A 20346-nucleotide genomic window follows, 5' to 3' on the forward strand; every position below is an offset into this window, starting at 1 on the left:
TTCAGCGTTCGACCATCACATGCAGACCGACGCGTTGCAGGCGCGTGCCGATATCGAGCTGCAGCGCCGAGGCGGCGTCCTGCCGTTGCAGCCACGCATCGACCGTCGCGCGCGCTGCGGCATCGAGTTGCGCGTAGTCGTCCTGGATGCGCTGCAGCATCCACAGCGTGTACGGCATCGCATCGCGGCGGAAGCGATATCGCCCCATCGGGAATTCGACCGCGCCAAGCGCGCGCGGCAGACGTCGGCGCTGCGGCGGCGGCGTCGCCAGCGCCTTGTGCAGCTCGTCGCGAATGCCGGCCAGCATCGGCCAGAACTCCTTGAACAGCGCGTCGAACAGCGGCTGCAGCGTCGCCGGAATGTCGTCGTTGGCGAGGAATTCACCGCTGCCCGGCTGCGGCGCATTCATTCTGTCGATCCAGGCTTTCAGATGCGGGCGCGGATCGACCAGCGTGCGCTTCGGCATCGGATCGCGGCCGAGATGGCCGTACAGCGGCCCGAGCAGCGCGAAGTCGGCAATCGACGGCTTGCTGCCGAGCAGGAACGGCAGCGTCGCGAAGTGCTGCTCCAGCGCATCGAGCATGTCTTCGGTCCAGCGTTCCATCGCGCCGAACTGGGTCGGCACCACGCCAACCGAAGGCAGATAGCTGCGCAGGCGGGCCGCGACGTAGGCGACGATGCGCTTCTTCGCGAAACGCGGAAAACCCGGCAACAGCGCGTTGCCGGCGTCGGCCTCGAACAGGGCGTAGTTCTCCGGAAAGCTCCAGCGATAGTGCATCGCCGTCGGTATCCACCATTCGTCCGCCCACATTTCCAGCAGCTCGGCGACGATGCGCTGGCGCGGCGTCGCCGGCAGCACCGGCGCGTCCGGGAAGCGCTGTTCGAGCACGTCGACGATATGCGTACTGTCCTGCAGCCACTCGCCTTCCGGCGTCACGACCACCGGCATCACCGTCGCGCCGGTCTTCGCCGGGATCTTGCGCATCAGCGTGATCGCATCGACCTCGTGATCGACGAACGGCACGTTCTTGTAGCGCAGGTACGCGCGCGTCTTGCCGCTGTAGTACGACAGATGCCAGCCGTGCAACACATACGACGTGCTCACAGGCGGCTCCGCAGAAACAGGAAGACCAGCGCCGTGCCGCCGAACAACAGGATTTCCGCGATCAGCAGCGGCGCCGCGACATCGCGCAGCACCGGATCGCCGATCAGGAACGCGACCCGCATCAGGACAAACAGCCCGAGCGTGATCGCCGCCGAGCGCAGGTAGCGCCGCTCGCTGGCGCCGGCCAGGGCATTGCCGACGACCAATGCGATGCCGATCATCAGGCAGCCGATGAACGCGATTGCATACCAGGTGTAGCTGTCGAACGGCAGCCGCATCGGCGCGCCGCAGAGATGCGCAAGCGCCAGCGCGAGAAACGCCACGCCGGCAAGGCCGAGCGAGAGGCGATACAGCTGCAGCGCGGCGCGGGCGACACGGCGGGCCGGCGATCGCCGCCGCAGGGTTTCGGTCTCGCTCATCGCTGCACCATGGTCCGCGCGGCAGTGGCGAAATCCTCGTCCTTCCTGGCGTCATCACCAGGGTTCGACATGTCGATCGGCACGGTGATGCCCTTCTGGCACGCCGGCCGCTCCTTCATCGCGTCGAGCCAGCGGCGCAGGTTCGGCAGGCCTTCGACCGCAACGCCCGACCATTTGTAGGTCCGCACCCAGCACCAGTTGGCGATGTCGGCGATCGAATATTCGTCGCCGGCCAGCCATTCGGCTTCGGCCAGCCGCGTGTCGAGCACCTCGAACAGGCGCCGGCACTCGTTCTGGTAGCGGGCAATGGCGGTCGGAATCTTCTCGGGCAGATAGCGGAAGAACACGTTGGCCTGCCCCATCATCGGTCCGACGCCACCCATCTGGAACATCAGCCACTGGATCGCCAGCAGGCGCGCGGCCGGGTCCTTCGGCAGCAGGCGGCCGGTCTTCTCGGCGAGATACAGCAGGATCGCGCCGGACTCGAACAGCACCAGTGCCCCGTTCGGGCCGCCCGGATCGACGATCACCGGAATCCGCCCGTTGGGATTGAGCTTGAGGAACTCCGGCTGCTTCTGCTCGTTGGCGAGCAGGTTCACCAGTCGCGCCTCGTACGGCAGACCGAGCTCCTCCAGCATCACCGACACCTTCCAGCCGTTCGGTGTCGGCGCCGTATACAGTTGGATCGCGCGCTCCGCCATTGCTCCTCCCGTTCGCCGTGTGCGGCTCGTCGTTGAATTTGACAGTATGTAAACTTAACGCTGCGGCGCGGTCAAGCACCGCAACGACCGGGAACTTCCGCCATGACGCCACCACTGACCCTGCCCGCCGCCGGCCTGCCGCCGAGTTTCAGGTCGCGCATCGCCGAACGCATCGCCGCGTCGCGCGATCCGCTCGCGCGGCTGCGTGCCGGACACGAGCTGGAGTTGTACTACGAGGCCGGCGATCCGCATTCGCAACTGTGCGCCGCCCTCGCCCGCAAGCTGCTGCCGCGCCTGGACCGACCGCTGCGCATCCGGGTCGTGGCGGCGCCGGACGTGGCGACCTATCCGGAGGCGGAACGCCAGCGCTCGTTCGCCGCCAGCGACGCGGCGCGCATCGCGCCCTGCCACGGCCTGCGTACGCCGATCGCCATTCCCGCCGGACAACAGGCCGCGTTCGCGGCGCGCCTGTGCGCGGCGGCCGATGCAGAGCACTTCCTGCAGATCGAAAGCGAGTGCCTGACCGCGCTTGCCGGTGGCCAGTCCCTGAGTGCCGATGCCGCATCGCTCGCCGGTGCCGAGCGCATGCTCGCCGCCAATGCCGTGCGGCGTTTCAAGCTCGGCCACTATCTGCCGGCGATGTGGCAGTACCGTGGCGAATGGTTCTGGGCGCTGGATCGGCTCGATCTGCTGCAGGCGCGGCTGGACGCCGACCATGCGCTGCAGGGCCAGGCGCCGCTGACGAACTTCGATCCGGGCAGGCTGCCGGTGTCGCCCGCCGCGGCCGACACGCCGCTGGAGTTCTGGTACAGCTTCCGCAGCCCGTATTCATACCTCGCTGCCGTCGAACTGCTGCGGCGACGCGCACGAGGCGCCCGCGCGAGCCTGCAGGTCCGCCCCGTGCTGCCGATGGTGATGCGCGGCCTGCCGGTGCCGCGCATCAAGCGGTTGTACATCGTCCGCGACGTCAAGCGCTGCGCCGATACCCTCGGCATCGCCTTCGGTCGCATCCACGACCCGGTCGGCGACGGCGTGCTGCGCCTGCTGACCGTCCATCCGCACGACGCCGACGCCGATACCCAGCTGCGCTATTGCGCGATCGCCGGCCAGACGGTCTGGGCCGAAGGCCTCGACGCGACACGCGACGACGTGCTGCGCAGCGTGATCGAGCGCTGCGGTCTGGACTGGCCGCAGGCACGGGAAAAACTGGCGGCCGGCGTCGACACGCGGGCAGCGGAAACCCATCGCGAAGCGCTGTTCGCCGCAGGGCTCTGGGGCGTACCGAGTTTCCGGCTCGGCGGCTTCACGACCTGGGGCCGCGACCGGCTGTGGATGCTCGACGCGCTCGATCCTTAGCCCGGCCGATGAGCGCACATACCGGCCCGGACCGGCGGCGGTGCGCGCGTGGCCGGCTAATACTGAGCTAAGAACCGTCGCGCAGTCTGGCGATCGTCGTCGGTCGCGGACACCGACGACCGGTCGCGCTGAACCTCAGGCTGCGGCCGGCGTCAAAGCCGGCGCGACACCGCACGACAGACGAAACAGACGAACCCGGATCTTCCGACAGTGCCGAGCGCCATCATCAACGCTGCAAGCCCGCGGCCATCGCTGATTTCGATGCCGCGGCCGGCGTACGCCGCCGCACCCACCGCCGGCCGATGCGCGGCATGAGCGCGATCAGCCCGTGGGTCCTGATGATCTTCGCCATCGGCTCGGAGATTGCGGGCACCTCGTTCCTCAAGCTCGCGAACGGCTTCGAGCGGCCCTGGGCCTGGCTCGGCGTCGGCGGCGGCTTCGGCATCGCGCTGTTCCTGCTGTCGGTGCTGCTCGAGAAGATGGACGTCAGCGTGGTCTACGCGATCTGGAGCGGCGCCGCGATCGCCCTGATCGCGGTGGTCGGCGTCGTGGTGTTTCACGAACAGATGAGCTGGACCCGCGCGGCGGGGCTGCTGGCAACCGTCATCGGCATCGTCCTGCTGCAGCTCAGCACCCGCACCGCCTGAGCGAACCCGGAACCGAAACCCGTGTCGATCTCCGCCGGCATGCCCCCGCCCTACGCAGGCCCGACGTTCCGCAAGGTCGAACAGATCGACTGGCCGGACTTCACGCGCAGCGGCGCGTTGCTCGGCAGGCGCACGCGCCCGCTGCTGATCAAGGGCGCGATCCGGCACTGGCCGGCGACCGAGCGCTGGACCTTCGAACGACTCGCACAGCTGCGCCGTGCCGACGGCTCCGAAGTCACGACCCGATTCCAGATCGGCATCGCAGAGCAAGGCGAGTCGCGCCAGGACCTGATTCAACCGATCGCGCCCTACCTGCTGGCGCTGGCACGCAAGCAGCGCGAAGCCTTTGCCGCCGGCGATGACCAGCTCGGCCTGCTGAGCGCCGAGCAGCACGCGCATCTCTCGCCGACCGAGCGCTTCCGGCTGGACTGGTCGTACATGAAGATGCTGCCGCGCGATCAGCCGTACATCTCGGTGTGGCACATCCTCAAGGAGTTCCCGCAGCTGTGGGTCGACTTCCCGGTGAAGTCGTTGTGGAAGGGCACGCGCTGGGACTGGGGTTACACCTTCCTCGGCCCCGGCAAATCGGTGACCGGATTCCACTTCGACTACCCGACCAATCTGTTCTGCCAGGTCAGCGGCGCCAAGGAATTCCTGCTGTTTCCGCCCGATCAGAACGCCTACATGGCACCGTCCAGCAAGTACGACTGGGGCGGCAGGATGAGCCACGTCGACATCACCCGGCTCGATGAGCAGCCGCAGATCGCGGCGACGTTCGCACGCGCGTGCGGCCTGTATGCGCGCGTCGAGTCCGGCGATGCGCTGTTCGTGCCCAGACGCACCTGGCACGCGGTGGTCTCGTCCGTGCCGTCGGTGAGTCTCGCAGTATTCGGGATGACACCATGGCAACTGCTGGTTGACGGCGTGCCGTCGGTCGCACTCGCCGGGCTGCACGCAGCGGGCCTGTACGGCCGCGGCAACTGTACCTGTCACGGCAAGGCGGCGCAGGCGGCACCGCCGGCAGCGCGAACGGTGCCCTGGGGCCGTTGACGCTATGGCCGCGGACTCACGCGCGCCGCGGCCAGAACGGCACGAGCATCGGCACGCGGCGCCGGTAATCCGCATACGCGGCTTCACCGAGCTGCGTACCCAGCCAGTGCTCCTCGAAACGCGCCTTCAGCCAGACGCCGAGCAGCAGCAGCGCGAAACCGGCGACGCCCGGCACCGTGCCCTTCGCCACCGCGGTGGCGAACAGCGACAGCAGCAGGCCGGTGTAGATCGGATGGCGCACCCAGGCGTAGGCACCGGTGTCGACGACGCGGTGATCGGCGCGGCGCGTGATGCTGCCCGACCACAGGCGCCCGAGGCTGAGCCGCGCCCACCATGCGAACGCGATGCCCAGCGCGACCAGTGCGACGCACACCCAGGCCAGTGTCCAGCCGACGTGCCAGAGCCGCAGCGGGCCTTCGTAGCCGTGCGCCCTGACGATCATCAGGCAGGTGCCGGCCACCATCGGCACGCGATAGACGATTTCGGTGCGCCAGCCGGCGCGCCCTTCGGCGCGGTTCTGCCACACGGCGGCGGCCAGCCAGCTCAGCGCCCAGCCCGCCCACAGCAGCGTGATCGCGAATCCCGGATGCACGGCGCTCGCCTCCTCGGATGCCCACGGCGAGTCTATCGCCGGTGCCGCGGCGCGGCGACTTCCGCAGGCCACGACGGCGTGGTCGCAGGACGCTCGCCGGCGCGGCCTGCTTCGTGCTAATGATGTGACGGCATCGATGTTTTGATCGGCGATCGGCACGTCGCCGGCACGCTGGCAGCGTCGTCAAACGGGGAAACGGCATTGAACACAAGCGTGCAGAACCGCGGCGTCGCGTGGGTAGTGTTCGTGCTGGTCTGCATCGCTCTGTACGGCAACTCCTACGTCTACGATTCGATCGGGCCGATCGCCGATCTCCTGCAGCAGCAGCGCGGCTTCAGCGACACGCAGATCGGCATGCTCAACGCCATCTACAACCTGCCGAACATCGTGCTGATCCTCATCGGCGGCGTGCTCTGCGACCGCTTCGGTGCCGCCCGCATGACGCTGTACACCGCCGCCGTCTGTCTGGCCGGTGCAGCACTGACCGCCTTCAGCCCGAACTTCGCCGGCATGGCGACCGGTCGCCTGCTGTACGGCATCGGTGCCGAAACCTTCAACATCGCCACGCTCGCCGCGATGACGGATTACTTCACCGGCGGCAGCATCGCGTTTGCGATGGGCCTGTCGCTGGGCATCGGCCGCCTCGGGTCCTACTCCGCGGACATGTCGCCCACCTGGTTCCAGCACGCCTACAGCGTCGGCTGGCAGCCGCCGCTGGTGATCGCCACCGTGATTGCCGCGACATCGCTCGCCGCATCGCTCGCTTACTGGCTGATCGACCGTCGCCAGACGCATCAGGCCGCTGGTCCCGCGCCCGGCACGGCGCGAGGCTTCGCATTCTCCGACCTGCTGCGCTTCGGACCCGCGTACTGGTATCTGGTGATCCTCTGCGTGCTCTGGTACGCCGTGATCTTCGCGTTCCGCAGCACCTTCTCGATCAAGTATTTCCAGCATGTGCACGGCCTCGACCTCGCCGCCGCGGGCGAGATCAACAGCTACGTGTTCTTCGCCGCGATCTTCGCCACACCACTGTTCGGCTGGATCTGCGACCGCACCGGCCGCTACGCACCGATGCTCGCGTTCGGCGCGCTGCTGCTGCCGATCTCGATCGCCGTCATGTCGCTGACGCACTGGAGCCTGTGGATCGGCACGGTGCTGATCGGCATCAGCTACTCGATGGTGCCGGCCGTGATGTGGCCGCTGTCCGCCAAGCTGGTGCCGGCCGCCCGATTCGGCACCGCGATCGGACTGATGTGGGTGATCCAGAACGGAGGCGTCGCCGCCGCCAACCTGGTGGCCGGCTGGCTCAATGACCGTGTCGGCGCGAGCGCCCTGAATCCGGCCGGCTACGATCCGATGATGCTGTTCTTCGGCATCTGCAGCACGCTCGGCTTCGGCTGCGCCATGATGCTCTGGCTGACCGCGGGGCGCCGGCGCCACGAAGCCGCCACCCACGCCAGCCTGCCCGCCTGACTTTCCCAAAGCGCCGATCCCGGACGGACAAGGCCCACGAAGTGCGGCATCATCAGGCGGGGAGAGAGCAGCCCGCATGGAAACAAGGCGAGCGACCCCGGCACCGAAACGCATCACGGGGACTGTCGATGGCAGCTTGTGCTTACTGTAATTCGAGCATTCTCTTCGGCGGGAAGAAGCAGGGCGGATACACTTTCTGCAACAACAAATGCCTCCAGCGCGGCGCATTGCGCATCGTCGGCGACAAAGTGCCTCAAGCGGCGGTCGACCAATACGTCGCTCGCGTCCATTCCGGAGCCTGCCCTCGATGCAAGGGCCCCGGGCCAGTGGATGTCCATACATCCCACACGGTCTGGTCGGCAATTCTCCTGACGTCGTGGCGAAGCACGCCGACGGTTTGCTGCAGACGTTGCGGCATCAAGAGAAATATCGGCGGTGCAATATCCTCCCTCTTGCTCGGGTGGTGGGGCATCCCCTGGGGATTGCTGATCACGCCCGTGCAGGTAGTCCGCAATCTGGCGGGAATTTTCAATTCGCCGAATCCTTCACGTCCATCCAATAAGCTTGAATCGATCCTGCGCCTGCATATGGCGGCTCAGTTGCGCCCCCCTGCTGCCAGCCCGACAACCAGAGTTGCCCCGACGCTGTGAGAAACGATGCGCCCCGTGCATCGGCTCCGCATGACATCCATGCCACCGCTCCACGTGGTGGTGGCTGTGGGTAATCCGGGCCCTGGCGATCATGACCTCCGCTAGCCCTGCTGGTCGTTGATCGTGGCAACGCTTCATCTCATGGTTGGCCTTCCCTGTTCTGGGAAAACCACCTTGGCCCGTGAGCTTGAGCAGAGGTATTCGGCGCTTCGGCTGACGCCTGACGAGTGGCAGGTCCGGCTCTTTGGCCAAGACGCGGCTGATCCACGGCACAATGGCCGACACGGCCTGATCGAGGCACTGCAATGGGACATAGCCGAAAGAGCGCTAGCGCTGGGCACCAACGTGATACTGGATTACGGATTCTGGGCCCGTGAAGAACGGGAGGACTTCAGGGCCCGGGCCAAGCGTCTCGGGGCAAGCAGCGAAGTACACTTTCTTGACGTTCCAGCTCCCGAGCTATTGCGGCGGCTGGCGCAACGAAACGCGCAACCCGGTCTGTCATTCCACATTGCGGAGGAGATGATGAAGCCGTGGATCGAGCGCTTCCAGAAGCCGGGCGTTGACGAGCTGCAGCGCAGGAACCAGTCGTGAAGCAGGAGAACACCTTGCATACAGGCAGCTGCTTATGTGGCGGCGTGCGATTCCGCATTTCGTCGGCGCTCGAGCCCATTCAGGTTTGCCACTGCACTCAGTGCCGCAAGGCACAGGGAACGCCCTTCGCCACCAACACGCCGGTTCTTGCTGCGGCGTTTGAGCTGGTCAGCGGCGCGGGGCTGCTCGCGGCGTTCGAGTCGTCGCCAGGCAAGCGGCGGGTGTTTTGCAGCAAGTGCGGCTCACCCGTCTACAGCAGCAGGGACACGCTCCCGGGCGTGTTGCGTATCCGCGCCGGACTTCTCGATGAACCGCTGGCGGTTCAGGCTGCCGCTCATTTCCACACGGCGTCAAAGGCCGGCTGGTGGCCCATCACCGACACGCTTCCCCGGTTCGAGCACGCGCTTCCAGCCGAGCGCCCCCCGCTGCACGCACGGCCATCGACTGACGGCCGGCGCCGGCACACGGAAACTTGAGCGACGCGGGCAGGCAGCGGCGGACGCCTTACGACGGGATGGCGACGACAGGGGTCGACGGAGGACAACACATGGACGCTCGTTCCGCCGGATGCCATTGCGGCCAGCTTGAGCTGGCCTGCGCCGGCGAGCCGAAACGCGTGTCGATGTGCCACTGCATCGAATGCCAGCGACGCACGGGCAGCGCGTTCAGCGTCGCGGTCTTCTATGAAAGGCAGAAAGTTCGCCTTGTGCGCGGCTCACCCAAAACCTACGAGCGCGATTCGGCGAGCGGCTACCCGGTTGCATTCCACTTCTGTCCGCAGTGCGGATCGAACGTCTGGTGGGAGCCGGCGCGAATGCCCGACCTCGTCGGCGTCGCCCTCGGCGCGTTCGGGGACCCGGACTTCCCGCAGCCGGAGCAGTCGGTCTGGACGCAGCACCGGCACGCATGGCTGCGTCTTCCCGACGACTGCCGCGTGTTCGCGTCCAACCCGCCGCCCCGCAAGGACCCGATGCGCGAGGGCAAGGCACCGTGAACGGCCCGCATGAGCCGGGCCTGAGTCGGCACGGCGCCGCGCGCCGGCGGTCGGCCGCCGCTAGCTAAGGCGCCCGCTCGGCGGTTTCGTTCGCGCAGGCCGCGAACACGTCCCAGGCCCGATTCCCCGCGGCCTCGGCCGTCGCCTTCGTGCAATACGCAACGCTCGGAAAGTAATCGCCCATCACGCTGACGGGGTCGGTGCCGAACGGCACGTTCTGGATGGCCTGCGCGAACGCCGGATTCGGCAGCATGTGGCGGTACAGCAGCAGACCGTCGGGGTACGGGCCCCAGGGCAGCCAGGTGATGCCATGGTCCTGCGTCGCGTTTGCGGGACGATCGGCGGCGTCGGACACCATGACGGTGAAAAAACCGTCGGCGTCGATCGCGGTCTGCTCGTCGGCGGTGCAGGCGACGTAGCGCTGCGTGGCGAATTCGTTCTGGCAGACCGACCAGTAGCGCAGGTCCTCGGCGTTGAAATTCACGCCCGGCGCGCCGCGCCAACTCGGCGCGCGGGCGCGCATCACGAAGATGTTGCCGTCGCTGCGCGAGAACGCGGACGAGGTATAGGCTGCGTCGCTGTTGCTGAGAAAGCCGCCGCCCGACAGCAGCTCGGTGCCTTGCAGGGCGGCGGGCAGCTCGACCGGACTGAGGTTGTCGAGGATGCGCAGCAGCACGTCCGGCAGGCCGTAGAACACGGCGCTCGTCGGCGGATAGGTCGCCGTCGGGAACCGCAGCGGCAGGACGTCCAGCTGATCGGGGTAGTCGATGCGGATCAGCGAGCCGTTGAGATCCAGCGCACCAAGCTGGCCGATCAGCGTGCTGAGCTGCGGTTCGCTGCAAGCGGCCTGCGACGAGATCACCGAGCTGCCGTTTGCGGTTTCCAGCGTCAGGGTGGGCAGCGGCACATCGGCGTTCGGCGGCAGTCCGTCGGCCGGAATGTAGATGCGGTACAGCACGGCCGTGACCGGATTCGGGATCGCCAGCGCATCGCCGAGCGTTGTCGAGCCGGAATACAGCGTGTTCGCGGCCGGTGTGTCGGGCCGGGGCTTGAACTCGACCCGCACGCTGTAATGCCCGCCGGACGCGACACCCGGCTGCGCGTACGGATTGACGGTGCCGTCTGAGGGCGCGATGTCCCGGTCGGCGATGCCGTCGATCGGCCGCAACGCCGGATCGTAGACGTTGAACGAGAAGTAGCGGGCGTCCGGATACTGGCCGTCGATACGCAGCCTGGCACCCGGGATGTTCGGAATCAGCGCGACCCAATAGGTCGCCGACTGGTCCGGGTAGGCGACGTTGACGACGTCGGCATCGGACTGCAGCACCCAGCCGCAGGCGGGCGTGTTGCCGCCGATCGGCGTGCCGCTGCCATCGCCGCTTCCCGGTTGCCCGGCACTGCCGCTGCCGCCGCTCGGCGACGACGTGCCGCAGGCCGCCAGCGTGAGGGCAACGGCCACGACCGGCGCCGCAGCCCGCTTCCGCAAGTCCATGCGCTCCCCCTGCTCTTCTTCGGGTTGCCCGGCCCTCCACCGGCAGGCACCACGGCGCTTGCTGCGCCGCCGCGCGCATTCTGTCGCAGGGCGGCGCGCGGCCGCAGTGGCCGCAAGGCCGCAGGGGTGTGCCTCAGTCGCGACGACGCTTGCGGGCGGCGCTGAGCCCCATGCGCACGGCGTCGATCACGTCGAGCGGGATGCTGCGCTGGATGTAGTGGATCAGCGACTGGCGGATACGCCGCTTGGATGCTGCATGGGCCGGCATGTCGAGCCTGGCAAACTCCACCGCACGCTCCTGCGCCCGTGCCATCAGGGAATCGGCGTCAACGAGTTCGTCGAAGAAACCGGCCTCGCGCGCCGCTTCCACCGGGAAGTAGCGTGACAGGGTGACGGCGGTCTGGAACGCGGCCGGCTGCAGACGATGCCGCAACATGGCCGCGGCGACGCGCGGCATCGTCAGGCCCAGCGCCACCTCGTTGGCGGAAACCTTGAAGTCGCCGCGCGTACCGATGATCCAGTCGGCCGACAGCATCAGGAACACGCCCATCGCCAGCACGTGCCCGTTGCAGGCGACGATCACCGGATACGGATAGGCCAGCACGCGCGCGGTCAGCGCATAGCCGGCGCGCAGCATGCGCAGCGCGTTGACGCCGCCGCCTTTCATGACCTTGAGATCGAAGCCGGCCGAGAAGACTTCGTCGCGCCCGGTGAAGATGACGATGGCGCGATCGGCCTCGGCGCGATCGAGCGCCGCATTGATCGCATCGAACATCGCCGGCGACAGCGCATTGCGCTTGCCGTCGTCGAGCTGCAGGGTCGCAACGCCGGCTTCGAGCCGGTACTTCACGAGCGTGGTCATGGCGGGCACTTCCGGCTGGCAAGGGATTGCCGCGAAGGCTAGCAAATCCGGCGCCGTCGCCGTTCCGTCACGACGGACGGCATGTGTCCGCGCTACAGTCCGTGCGCCGCAGGGGCGCGGCGCATCGCATTCGGAGAGCGGGCATGGGCAAGTGGACAGCGGCGGACATGCCGGACCTGGGCGGCAAGGTGGCGGTCGTGACCGGCGCCAACAGCGGCCTCGGCTACTACACGGCGCGCGATCTGGCGGCGCATGGCGCGCACGTGGTGCTGGCCTGCCGCGGCCGCGAAAAGACCGAAGCGGCGATGCAGGCACTGAAAGCCGAAGTACCGGACGCGCACCTCGAATTCATGCTGCTCGATCTGGCCGATCTCGATTCGGTCGCCGCGTTCGCGAGCGCGTTCAAGGCGCGCCATCCGAAGCTCGACATCCTGCACAACAACGCCGGCGTGATGGCGCTGCCGCAGATGCGCACGAAGCAGGGTTTCGACATGCAGATCGGCACCAATCACCTCGGCCACTTCGCGCTGACCGGCCAGCTGCTGGACGTGCTGCTGGCGGCGCCACGCGGCCGCGTCGTCAGCACCGCGAGCATGGCGCATACCTGGACGCGCGGCATGGATCTCGACGATCTCAACTGGGAACGCAAGCCGTACAGGAAGTGGGATGCCTACGGCAAGAGCAAGCTCGCGAATCTGCTGTTCGCCTACGAGTTGCAGCGGCGTCTCGACCAGCGCGGCGCATCGCTGATCAGCGTCGTCGCACACCCCGGCTACGCCGCAACCAATTTGCAGGGCGCCGGCGCGAAGATCGAGAACTCGGTGATCGGCGGCGCGATCATGAAGATCGGCAACGCCCTGTTCGGCCAGCCGGCGGCGATGGGCGCGCTGCCGCAGCTGTACGCGGCGACGATGCCGGACGTGCGCGGCGGCGAATACTTCGGTCCGGATCGCCTGGGCGGCAGCCGCGGGTATCCGACACGGACGCGCTCGAACGCGGCATCGCGCGACGAAGCGGTCGCCGCGCGGCTGTGGGCGCTGTCAGAGCAGCTGACCGGCGTGCGCTTCCTGTCGGCCTAGGTGTAAAGGTTCGATAGGTTGTTCATCCGGCTGTGGAGATGGGAATCTGAGGTTGTCGAGACTTCAGATCATCAGCAGGGAGCCGGATGAACAGTCATGAGAATGCCCGACTGACGGCCAGAGGACGAGCGCGGCTGGTCGCTCGCATGGGTGAGATCGGCGTGAATGCGGCGGCCGCGGAGAGCGGAGTGTCGGTGCGCACGGCCTACAAGTGGCGTGCCCGATTCGAGCGGGAAGGTGACGCCGGGCTGGGCGATCGCTCCAGCCGGCCGCATCGGGTCCGCAGTGCCCTGTCGGCGGCGCAGCAGGATCGGGTCCTGGCGCTACGCCAGGATCGCCGGCCGATCCGCGATATTGCCGAAGCACTGGGGTGTCCCTACGCGACGGTGCGTCGGTGCATCGTCCGGCACGGCTTGAGCCGCTTGCCGTCCGTCGAGGTCCGGCCACCGGTGGTGCGCTACGAGCATGAGCGGCCCGGGGAGATGCTGCACCTGGACACCAAGAAGCTCGGCCGGATCGAGAAGCTCGGACACCGTATCACCGGCAATCCGCGTGACCACACGCGTGGCGCCGGCTGGGAAGTCCTGCATCTGGCCGTAGACGATCACAGCCGTCTGGCCTATACCGAAGTCCTCGCCGACGAGCGCAAAGACACCACGACGGGCTTTCTGAAGCGTGCCCTGGCCTGGTTCGCCGAGCACAGCGTCACGACGCGCCGCATCATGACCGACAACGGCATGGCCTATCGCTCCCAACCCTTCGCGGACGCCCTGCGGCAGCAAGGCATCCGCCACATCTTCACCAAGCCCTACACCCCGAGAACCAACGGCAAGGCCGAGCGCTTTGTGCAGACTGCGCTACGCGAATGGGCTTACGCCTACGCCTACCGCCACTCCAGCGAGCGAACCGAGCATCTCGCACGCTGGCAGCACCACTACAATCACCACCGACGACACTCAGCGCTCGGCTATCAACCGCCCATCAGCCGCATCCCGCTGAATAACGTATCGAACCTCAACACCTAGGCGCCGATCGCGGCCGGCGCCGCGGCGCGCGGCGCGGCGTCGATGCACCGGCAGCACGCATGATCCGGTGTTCGCCGGCGGCCATCGCAGGTCGCCGGCGACGCCATTGCCACGCTGCTGCAGTCTCAGCTTGATTTCCATGCGGATCAGCGGCTTGCGCCGGCTTCCGAACGTCGTTTGCCGGCTTGCGTCCAACGCCCCGCGAGGATGCCGGGATCAAAACCTGCTTTTTGTTAGGCGCGTCGGGGCACCCGGCCTGTTGAACTGGCATCACGGTTCGACAAAACGACAAAGAGGAGCCCCGCTCATGGATTTTGGTCACGCCGCCGAAAGCCGCGGTTTCGACGACGAGTCACGCCGCTTCTGGCAGTTCAATCAGTCCGCCAACGTGCGCCTGATCGAGCCGCTGACGGTTCGTGAAAAGCACTTCCTGCGCCTGCTGGCCGACGGGGCCTCGAACCGGCAGATGGCGGACGCGCTGTCCGTATCCGAGAACACCGTCAAGTACCACCTGAAGAACGTCTACTCGAAGTTCGCGGTGCGGACGCGCGTGCAGGCCGTGAACGCCGCGATCCAGCTCGGCATGCTGTCGTCGCACACCGCGACGCCGGCCTACGGCGCCGGTCTGTCGACATGAGCTCCGGCGCGAGGGCGGCCGCTTCGCCGCGCGCGACACCGGGCATCGACGCGCCGCGTCACGCCAGTCTCGACGAGCTGCTGGTCGAAGCCTGTCGCGAGCATGCCGGGAACGTCGCGCTGACGCAGGGCGATGCACAACTGCGTTACGCGCAGCTCGATACCCTGAGCGAGCGCCTCGCCGCGTTTCTTGCCGGCGATCTGAGTCTTGCCCAGGGCGAACGCGTCGCGCTGATGATGCCGAACGTGCTCGCCTACCCGCTCGCGATCTGCGGCGTGCTGCGCGCCGGCTGCGTGATCGTCAACGTCAATCCGCTGTACACGGCGCGCGAGCTGCGTCACCAGCTGTGCGATTCCGGGGCGCGCGCGATCATCGTTGCCGAGCCCTTCGTGCCGACCGTCCGCTCGGTGCTCGACGACACTTCGGTCGACACCGTCATCGTCGTGCCGGTCGCCCGCGTGCCGGCCGCCGGCCACGATCAATACGATCACAGCGGCACCGCCACACTGGACACCGCGCTGGCAAGCCGCAGCGAGCTGCCGCCGCGCACGCAGCGTCACGGCGACACGGCGATCCTGCAGTACACCGGCGGCACGACCGGCCCGTCGAAGGGCGCCGAACTCACGCATGGCAACCTGCTCGCCAATCTCGATCAGCTCGGCGCCTGGTTCGGCGATGCCATGCGGCCCGGGCGCGAAGTCGTCATCACCGCGCTGCCGCTGTATCACATCTTCGCGCTGACGGTGAACCTGCTCAGCTTCCTGCGCCTGGGCGGACGCAACGTGCTGATCGGCAATCCGCGCGACCTGCCGGCCCTCGTCCAGACCATGCGTCGCGAAGGCTTCTCGGTGATCACCGGCGTCAACACTCTGTACAACGGCCTGCTCAACACGCCGACGTTCGCGTCGCTGGATTTTTCCGGCCTGAAACTGTCAATGGGCGGCGGCAGCGCCGTGCAGCCTGCCGTCGCACGGCAATGGCAGAGCGTCACGGGCAAGGTGCTGCTCGAGGGCTACGGCCTGTCGGAGACCTCCCCGGTGCTGACCGTGAACCGCATCGACAGCGTCGCGTTTCGCGCCGGCATCGGCCTGCCGCTGCCGGGCACCGAGATCTCGATCCGCGACGATGACGGCCGCGAAGTCGCACCGGGCGAATCCGGCGAGCTCTGCGCGCGCGGCCCGCAGGTCATGCGCGGCTACTGGGACAAGCCGGACGAGAACGCCGCGGCATTCACCGAAGACGGCTTCTTCCGCACCGGCGACATGGCACGCCGCGACGAGGACGGTCACTACCATATCGTCGATCGCAAGAAGGACATGGTGCTGGTGTCCGGCTTCAACGTGTATCCGAACGAGATCGAGGCGGTCTGCGCCGAGCATGCCGGCGTCCTCGAATCGGCGTGCATCGGCGTCCCCGACGCCCGCACCGGCGAGGCGCTGAAGCTGTTTGTCGTCCGGCGCGATCCGGCGCTCAGCGAGGACGTGTTGATCGAACACTGCCGCCGCAACCTCACCGCCTACAAGGTGCCGCGCCAGGTGCAGTTCCTCAGCGAGCTGCCGAAGTCGCCGGTCGGCAAGATCCTGCGCCGCGAACTGCGCGCGTGACGAGGAGCCTCTCCATGCACGAACACGACACCGACTTCCTGATCATCGGCTCCGGCTTCGGCGGCAGCGTGTCCGCGCACCGCCTGACCGAGAAGGGCTACCGCGTCCACGTCGTCGAGCAGGGCCGGCGCTGGTCGCCGGACAATCTGCCGAAGACCAACTGGAAATTCTGGGATTACCTCTGGGCGCCGTTCGCCGGCCTTCGCGGCTTCCTGCGCCTGCGCCTGTTCAAGCACGTGATGATCCTGCACGGCAACGCCGTCGGCGGCGGCTCGATCACCTACGCGCAGACGCTGCTGGTGCCGCCGAAATCGGTGTGGCGCGACGGCAACTGGGCAGCGCTCGATGACTGGGATGCCTGCATGCCGGACTACTACGCGACCGCCAGGCGCATGCTCGGCGTCACCGAGAACCGTCGTCCCGGTCCGGCCGACGCGCGGCTGAGGCAGATGGCGGAAGTCGCCGGTGTCGGCGACAGCTTCTACTACACGGATGTCGGCGTGTTCTTCGGCCAGGACGGCGATGCGCCCGGCACCGAATATCCCGATCCGTACTTCGGCGGCGAAGGCCCGTCGCGCAAGTCCTGCATGGGCTGCGGCGGCTGCATGGTCGGCTGTCGGCACGGCGCCAAGAACACGCTGGACCAGAACTACCTGTATCTCGCCGAGAAGCGCGGCGCGAAGGTCACGGCGGAAACCCGCGTCGTCGACGTGCGGCCGCTGAACGGCAAACTCGACGGCAGCGACGGCTACGAGGTCATCACCAGGCCGGCGTTCGCGCGCTTCTTCGGCAAGCGCGCACGCATCACCGCGAAGAACGTGGTGTTCGCGGCCTCGTCGCTGGGCACGCAGGAACTGCTGTTCAAGCTCAAGACCAGCGGTTCACTGCCGAACATCTCCGACGATCTCGGCAAGCGCGTACGCACCAATGCCGAGTCCATCCTCGGCGTGCGCTATCCGGGCTCGAAGCAGGATCTGTCCAAGGGCATCGCCATCGGCTCCGGCATCTACATCGACGAGCACACGCACATCGAGGCGGTGCGCTACCCGGCCGGCTCGAACCTGATGAAGGGCCTGTTCACGGTGCTGACCGGCGGCCGGCCGGGACCGACGCGCATCGGCAGCTGGCTGCTGTCCATCGTCAAGCTGCTGGTCACCCGTCCGCTCGCAGCGCTGCGCACGGCGCTGCCGTACCGCTGGTCCAGCGAAACGGTGATCTTCCTGGTCATGCAGACGCTGGAAGGCCATCTCAACATGCGCTGGACGCGGCCCTGGTACTGGCCATTCAGCAAGACCCTGAGCACGCACGGGCAGCGCATTCCGACTTTCATCCCGCAGGCCAATGCGTTTACGGAAAAGGCCGCGAAGGCGACCGGCGGCGTCGGTCTGTCGACGATCACCGAGATCCTGTTCAACGTGCCGATGACCGCGCACTGCATGGGCGGCTGCGCGATGGGCGTCAGCGCCGACAACGGCGTGATCGACGCGCAGAACCGCGTCTTCAACTACCGGAACCTGTATGTCGTCGACGGCTCGATGCTGTCCGCCAATCTCGGCGTCAATCCCAGCCTGACCATCACCGCGCTCGCCGAGCGCGCCATGTCCTTCATCCCCGCGGCGCAGACCATTCGTGCGCCGATGTCAGCGATCGGAGTTGCCGCATGAGCAAGACCCGCCCGAACACCCGGGCGCCGACCCCGCGCCGCAAGCCTCGCAAGGCGACGGCTTCGGCCAAGCTGGCGATCACGCCGCAGGTCCGCATTGCAAGTGCGGCGCCGTCCGCCACGGAGGACGTGAAGGCAAAGGCCGTACGTGGCGCGATCGGCGATCTCGCCAGGGCCGGCTGGTCGGTCAACGGCGCCGATCGTGCGTACATGGCGAAGATCAAGCCGGCGATCGATTTCTTTCTCGATCGTTACTTTCGTGTCGACAATCACGGCTGGGAGCGCATTCCCGATGGTCCCTGCCTGTTCATCGGCATTCATTCCGGCACCTGGCTGACGATGGATGCCTGGTCGCTGGTGTTTTCGTGGTGGCGGCGATTCGGCGGCAAGCGCGTGCTGCACGGCACCGCGCACGATGTGCTGATGGCGATGCCCGGCATCGGCCCGTTCTTCCGCAAGGTCGGCGTCATCCCGGCGTCGCGCGAAACGGTGACGGCGGCGCTCGCGGCCGGCAACAGCGTGGTGGTCTGGCCCGGCGGCGAAGTCGATGCGATGCGCAGCTGGCGCAAACGCCATGAAGTGCACTTCGGCGGCCGTCGCGGCTTCGTCAAGCAGGCCATCCTGTCCGGCGTGCCGATCGTGCCGGTTGCCACCGTCGGCGGCACCGAAACGGTGTTCGTGCTGTCGGAAGGTCGCTGGCTGGCCAAGCTGCTCGGCTTCAAGCGCTTCCTGCGCGCCGACACGGCGCCGATCGTCGCCGGCTTGCCGTTCGGCATCTGGCCGGAAGTGCTGCCGACGCATATCCCGCTGCCGTCGAAGATCACCAACGAATTCCTCGAGCCGATCCACGTTGACCCGAATCCGGCACGTGCCAAGGACGATGCCTACGTCAACGAGATCTTCGAGCTCGTGCAGCAGCGCATCAGCGAAGGCGTGGCGCGGCTCGCCGCGCAGCGGCGTCTGCCGCTGCTGGGCTGAGAGGGCACGCCCGATGGGTGCTTCCAGGGCACGGCGTCTGTCGGTTCTCGATGCCAGTTTTCTTGGCATGGAGACGCGTGACACGCCGATGCACGTCGGCGCGCTGCAGATCTTCAGCCTGCCGAAGAACGCGGCACCGGGCTTCGTCAAATCGGTCGTGCAGCGTTACCGCGCGCCGAAGGCGATCGGCCGGCCGTGGAATCTCAAGCTGGCGCCGGTGCCGCTCGGTCGTCTGCTGCCGGCAATGCACGAAGCCGACGAGATCGACTTCCACTATCACGTGCGCCATTCCGCGCTGCCCGGTCCGGGCGGCGAGCGCGAACTCGGCGAGCTGATTTCGCATCTGCACAGCCAGCCACTGGACCGCACGCGACCGCTGTGGACCTGCCATGTCATCGAAGGCCTGCACGACCGGCAGTTCGCGATCTACATCAAGATCCACCACGCGCTGAGCGATGGCGTCAAAGGCGCGCGCATGATCGCTGCGAGCCTGCGCGACAAACCGGGCACGTCGCTGGCACCGCCGTGGGAATCGCAGGCACCGGCCGCACGCCGCGGCAAGCCGTCCGCCGCGCCGCGCGCGCCGGCCTCGCTGCGCTGGCTGACGACCCTGCCCGGCGCGTTCAGACCACTGTTCCTGCGCACGCCCGACGCACCGGTCGTGCTGCGGCCGTTCGAAGCGCCGAATTCGGCGTTGCTCAACGGCCGCGTCACCGGCGCCCGCCGCATTGCCACCCAGCAACTCGACCTCGCGCAGATCCGGCGCATCGCCAAGCGCGCCGGCGCCTCGATCAACGATGTCTTTCTAGCCGTCTGCAGCGCGGCGCTGCGGCGCCATCTGCTGGCCAGCGACGCCCTGCCCGCGGCTTCGCTGACAGCGGGCGTGCCGATGAGCCTGCGTGCCGACGGCGATGACGCCAGCGGCAATGCGGTGGGCTTCATCTGGGCTTCGCTGGCCACCGACATCGAAGATCCGCGCCAGCGCCTTGCCGCGATCCGCGCGTCGATCGGCGCCTGGAAGCAGCATCTGCAAAGCCTCGACGCCGCCGCGCGGCTGCCGTTCGCGACCCTGACGTTCACGCCTGCGGTCGCGGTGATGGTCAGCGGCCTCGGCGCCCGGCTGCGGCCGCCGATGAACGTCATCATCTCCAATGTGCCGGGGCCGGAGCACCCGCTCTATCTCGGCGGCGCGCGCCTGGACGCGATGTACCCGGTGTCGATCCCGGTCCAGGGGCTGGCCCTGAACATCACCGGCGTGAGCTACGCCGGCAAGCTCAACGTCGGCTTCACCGGCAGCCGTGACCGCCTGCCGCATCTGCAGCGCCTGGCGGTCTACGCCGGCGAGGCGCTGGCGGAGCTCGACGCGCTGCTCTGAGCCGTCGCGGGATGCGTCGCCGCTGGGTAAGATCGGCGAATGCGGGGGAG

Annotated in this window: 20 protein-coding genes; 14 read left to right on the forward strand and 6 right to left on the reverse strand. The window is 67.6% G+C overall.

The genetic code is table 11. The annotated features are described in order from the left end of the window. Position 1: 1 nt before the first annotated feature. Genes G7Y85_RS03395 through G7Y85_RS03405 form a run of 3 tightly spaced genes read right to left on the reverse strand, consistent with a single transcriptional unit; the run spans position 2 to position 2225 of the window. Positions 2-1105 (reverse strand): glutathione S-transferase family protein, encoded by a 1104-nt coding sequence (locus G7Y85_RS03395; RefSeq protein ID WP_166251630.1) that lies wholly within the window; start codon positions 1103-1105, stop codon positions 2-4. Next, positions 1102-1524, reverse strand: coding sequence for a hypothetical protein (locus G7Y85_RS03400; RefSeq protein ID WP_166251633.1), 423 nt, complete (start codon positions 1522-1524; stop codon positions 1102-1104). The genes G7Y85_RS03395 and G7Y85_RS03400 overlap by 4 nt, the downstream gene beginning before the upstream one ends. Further along, positions 1521-2225 carry a glutathione S-transferase family protein gene (locus tag G7Y85_RS03405; protein WP_166251636.1) on the reverse strand — a complete coding sequence of 235 codons (705 nt, stop codon included), beginning with the start codon at positions 2223-2225 and terminating at the stop codon, positions 1521-1523. The genes G7Y85_RS03400 and G7Y85_RS03405 overlap by 4 nt, the downstream gene beginning before the upstream one ends. Positions 2226-2327: 102 nt before the next feature. Here G7Y85_RS03405 and G7Y85_RS03410 point away from each other — a divergent pair, with 102 nt between their 5' ends. From G7Y85_RS03410 to G7Y85_RS03420, 3 genes are all read left to right on the forward strand, one after another. Next, entirely contained in the window at positions 2328-3581 is a 1254-nt protein-coding gene (locus tag G7Y85_RS03410; RefSeq protein WP_166251639.1) for a DsbA family protein, read from the forward strand. Between the two features lie 311 nt (positions 3582-3892). Next, the gene (locus G7Y85_RS03415) at positions 3893-4228 is read left to right on the forward strand and encodes a DMT family transporter (RefSeq protein WP_166251642.1); all 336 of its coding nucleotides are present in this window, start codon (positions 3893-3895) and stop codon (positions 4226-4228) included. A 21-nt stretch (positions 4229-4249) separates the two neighbouring features. Then, complete coding sequence (locus G7Y85_RS03420; RefSeq protein ID WP_206675467.1) at positions 4250-5278, forward strand: cupin-like domain-containing protein; 1029 nt, start codon at positions 4250-4252, stop codon at positions 5276-5278. Positions 5279-5294: 16 nt separating this feature from the next. Here G7Y85_RS03420 and G7Y85_RS03425 read toward each other — a convergent pair whose 3' ends face one another. Continuing rightward, positions 5295-5870 (reverse strand): methyltransferase family protein, encoded by a 576-nt coding sequence (locus tag G7Y85_RS03425; RefSeq protein ID WP_166251645.1) that lies wholly within the window; start codon positions 5868-5870, stop codon positions 5295-5297. A gap of 201 nt (positions 5871-6071) precedes the next feature. Between G7Y85_RS03425 and G7Y85_RS03430 the strand changes: the two genes are divergently transcribed. The 4 genes from G7Y85_RS03430 to G7Y85_RS03445 all read left to right on the forward strand — a co-directional run bounded on the left by G7Y85_RS03430 (position 6072) and on the right by G7Y85_RS03445 (position 9581). Next, complete coding sequence (locus G7Y85_RS03430) at positions 6072-7343, forward strand: MFS transporter (RefSeq protein ID WP_166251648.1); 1272 nt, start codon at positions 6072-6074, stop codon at positions 7341-7343. Positions 7344-8134: 791 nt separating this feature from the next. Next, positions 8135-8587, forward strand: a complete 453-nt coding sequence (locus G7Y85_RS03435; RefSeq protein WP_166251651.1) for a P-loop nucleotide/nucleoside kinase family protein — start codon at positions 8135-8137, stop codon at positions 8585-8587. Continuing rightward, positions 8584-9063 carry a GFA family protein gene (locus G7Y85_RS03440; protein WP_366514914.1) on the forward strand — a complete coding sequence of 160 codons (480 nt, stop codon included), beginning with the start codon at positions 8584-8586 and terminating at the stop codon, positions 9061-9063. Before G7Y85_RS03435 ends, G7Y85_RS03440 begins: the two co-directional genes overlap by 4 nt. Continuing rightward, positions 9060-9581, forward strand: coding sequence for a GFA family protein (locus G7Y85_RS03445; protein WP_206675468.1), 522 nt, complete (start codon positions 9060-9062; stop codon positions 9579-9581). Before G7Y85_RS03440 ends, G7Y85_RS03445 begins: the two co-directional genes overlap by 4 nt. A gap of 64 nt (positions 9582-9645) precedes the next feature. Here the strand turns inward: G7Y85_RS03445 and G7Y85_RS03450 are convergent, their stop codons facing one another. Further along, on the reverse strand, positions 9646-11040 hold the full coding sequence (locus G7Y85_RS03450) for a hypothetical protein (protein WP_166251654.1): 1395 nt from the start codon (positions 11038-11040) through the stop codon (positions 9646-9648). A gap of 166 nt (positions 11041-11206) precedes the next feature. Then, positions 11207-11935, reverse strand: coding sequence for a crotonase/enoyl-CoA hydratase family protein (locus G7Y85_RS03455; protein WP_166251657.1), 729 nt, complete (start codon positions 11933-11935; stop codon positions 11207-11209). Positions 11936-12078: 143 nt separating this feature from the next. On the opposite strand from G7Y85_RS03455, the gene G7Y85_RS03460 reads away from it, so the two are divergent. From G7Y85_RS03460 to G7Y85_RS03490, 7 genes are all read left to right on the forward strand, one after another. After that, positions 12079-13014 carry an oxidoreductase gene (locus G7Y85_RS03460; RefSeq protein ID WP_166251660.1) on the forward strand — a complete coding sequence of 312 codons (936 nt, stop codon included), beginning with the start codon at positions 12079-12081 and terminating at the stop codon, positions 13012-13014. An 86-nt stretch (positions 13015-13100) separates the two neighbouring features. After that, positions 13101-14039, forward strand: a complete 939-nt coding sequence (locus G7Y85_RS03465) for an IS481 family transposase (protein ID WP_166251663.1) — start codon at positions 13101-13103, stop codon at positions 14037-14039. A 307-nt stretch (positions 14040-14346) separates the two neighbouring features. Next, positions 14347-14676 (forward strand): helix-turn-helix domain-containing protein, encoded by a 330-nt coding sequence (locus tag G7Y85_RS03470; protein ID WP_206675469.1) that lies wholly within the window; start codon positions 14347-14349, stop codon positions 14674-14676. After that, a complete protein-coding gene (locus G7Y85_RS03475) occupies positions 14673-16280 on the forward strand; it encodes an AMP-binding protein (RefSeq protein ID WP_166251669.1) in 1608 nt (535 codons plus the stop codon). The genes G7Y85_RS03470 and G7Y85_RS03475 overlap by 4 nt, the downstream gene beginning before the upstream one ends. A gap of 14 nt (positions 16281-16294) precedes the next feature. Then, on the forward strand, positions 16295-17944 hold the full coding sequence (choxAB, locus tag G7Y85_RS03480) for a cholesterol oxidase (protein ID WP_166251672.1): 1650 nt from the start codon (positions 16295-16297) through the stop codon (positions 17942-17944). Next, positions 17941-18921 carry a lysophospholipid acyltransferase family protein gene (locus tag G7Y85_RS03485; protein ID WP_206675470.1) on the forward strand — a complete coding sequence of 327 codons (981 nt, stop codon included), beginning with the start codon at positions 17941-17943 and terminating at the stop codon, positions 18919-18921. Before choxAB ends, G7Y85_RS03485 begins: the two co-directional genes overlap by 4 nt. A gap of 13 nt (positions 18922-18934) precedes the next feature. Beyond that, positions 18935-20296: a WS/DGAT/MGAT family O-acyltransferase gene (locus G7Y85_RS03490; RefSeq protein ID WP_166251675.1), complete on the forward strand. Its 1362-nt coding sequence runs from the start codon at positions 18935-18937 to the stop codon at positions 20294-20296. Positions 20297-20346: the final 50 nt, after the last annotated feature.

Source organism: Solimonas terrae (assembly GCF_011067135.1).
Classification (GTDB): domain Bacteria; phylum Pseudomonadota; class Gammaproteobacteria; order Nevskiales; family Nevskiaceae; genus Solimonas; species Solimonas terrae.

Bases quoted from the DNA above. Each gene is read 5' to 3' on its own strand.
- G7Y85_RS03400 (WP_166251633.1), bottom strand. From the start codon at position 1,524: ATGAGCGAGACCGAAACCCTGCGGCGGCGATCGCCGGCCCGCCGTGTC.
- G7Y85_RS03405 (WP_166251636.1), bottom strand. From the start codon at position 2,225: ATGGCGGAGCGCGCGATCCAACTGTATACGGCGCCGACACCGAACGGC.
- G7Y85_RS03410 (WP_166251639.1), top strand. From the start codon at position 2,328: ATGACGCCACCACTGACCCTGCCCGCCGCCGGCCTGCCGCCGAGTTTC.
- G7Y85_RS03415 (WP_166251642.1), top strand. From the start codon at position 3,893: ATGAGCGCGATCAGCCCGTGGGTCCTGATGATCTTCGCCATCGGCTCG.
- G7Y85_RS03435 (WP_166251651.1), top strand. From the start codon at position 8,135: ATGGTTGGCCTTCCCTGTTCTGGGAAAACCACCTTGGCCCGTGAGCTT.
- G7Y85_RS03455 (WP_166251657.1), bottom strand. From the start codon at position 11,935: ATGACCACGCTCGTGAAGTACCGGCTCGAAGCCGGCGTTGCGACCCTG.
- G7Y85_RS03460 (WP_166251660.1), top strand. From the start codon at position 12,079: ATGGGCAAGTGGACAGCGGCGGACATGCCGGACCTGGGCGGCAAGGTG.
- G7Y85_RS03465 (WP_166251663.1), top strand. From the start codon at position 13,101: ATGAACAGTCATGAGAATGCCCGACTGACGGCCAGAGGACGAGCGCGG.
- G7Y85_RS03470 (WP_206675469.1), top strand. From the start codon at position 14,347: ATGGATTTTGGTCACGCCGCCGAAAGCCGCGGTTTCGACGACGAGTCA.
- G7Y85_RS03475 (WP_166251669.1), top strand. From the start codon at position 14,673: ATGAGCTCCGGCGCGAGGGCGGCCGCTTCGCCGCGCGCGACACCGGGC.
- choxAB (WP_166251672.1), top strand. From the start codon at position 16,295: ATGCACGAACACGACACCGACTTCCTGATCATCGGCTCCGGCTTCGGC.
- G7Y85_RS03485 (WP_206675470.1), top strand. From the start codon at position 17,941: ATGAGCAAGACCCGCCCGAACACCCGGGCGCCGACCCCGCGCCGCAAG.
- G7Y85_RS03490 (WP_166251675.1), top strand. From the start codon at position 18,935: ATGGGTGCTTCCAGGGCACGGCGTCTGTCGGTTCTCGATGCCAGTTTT.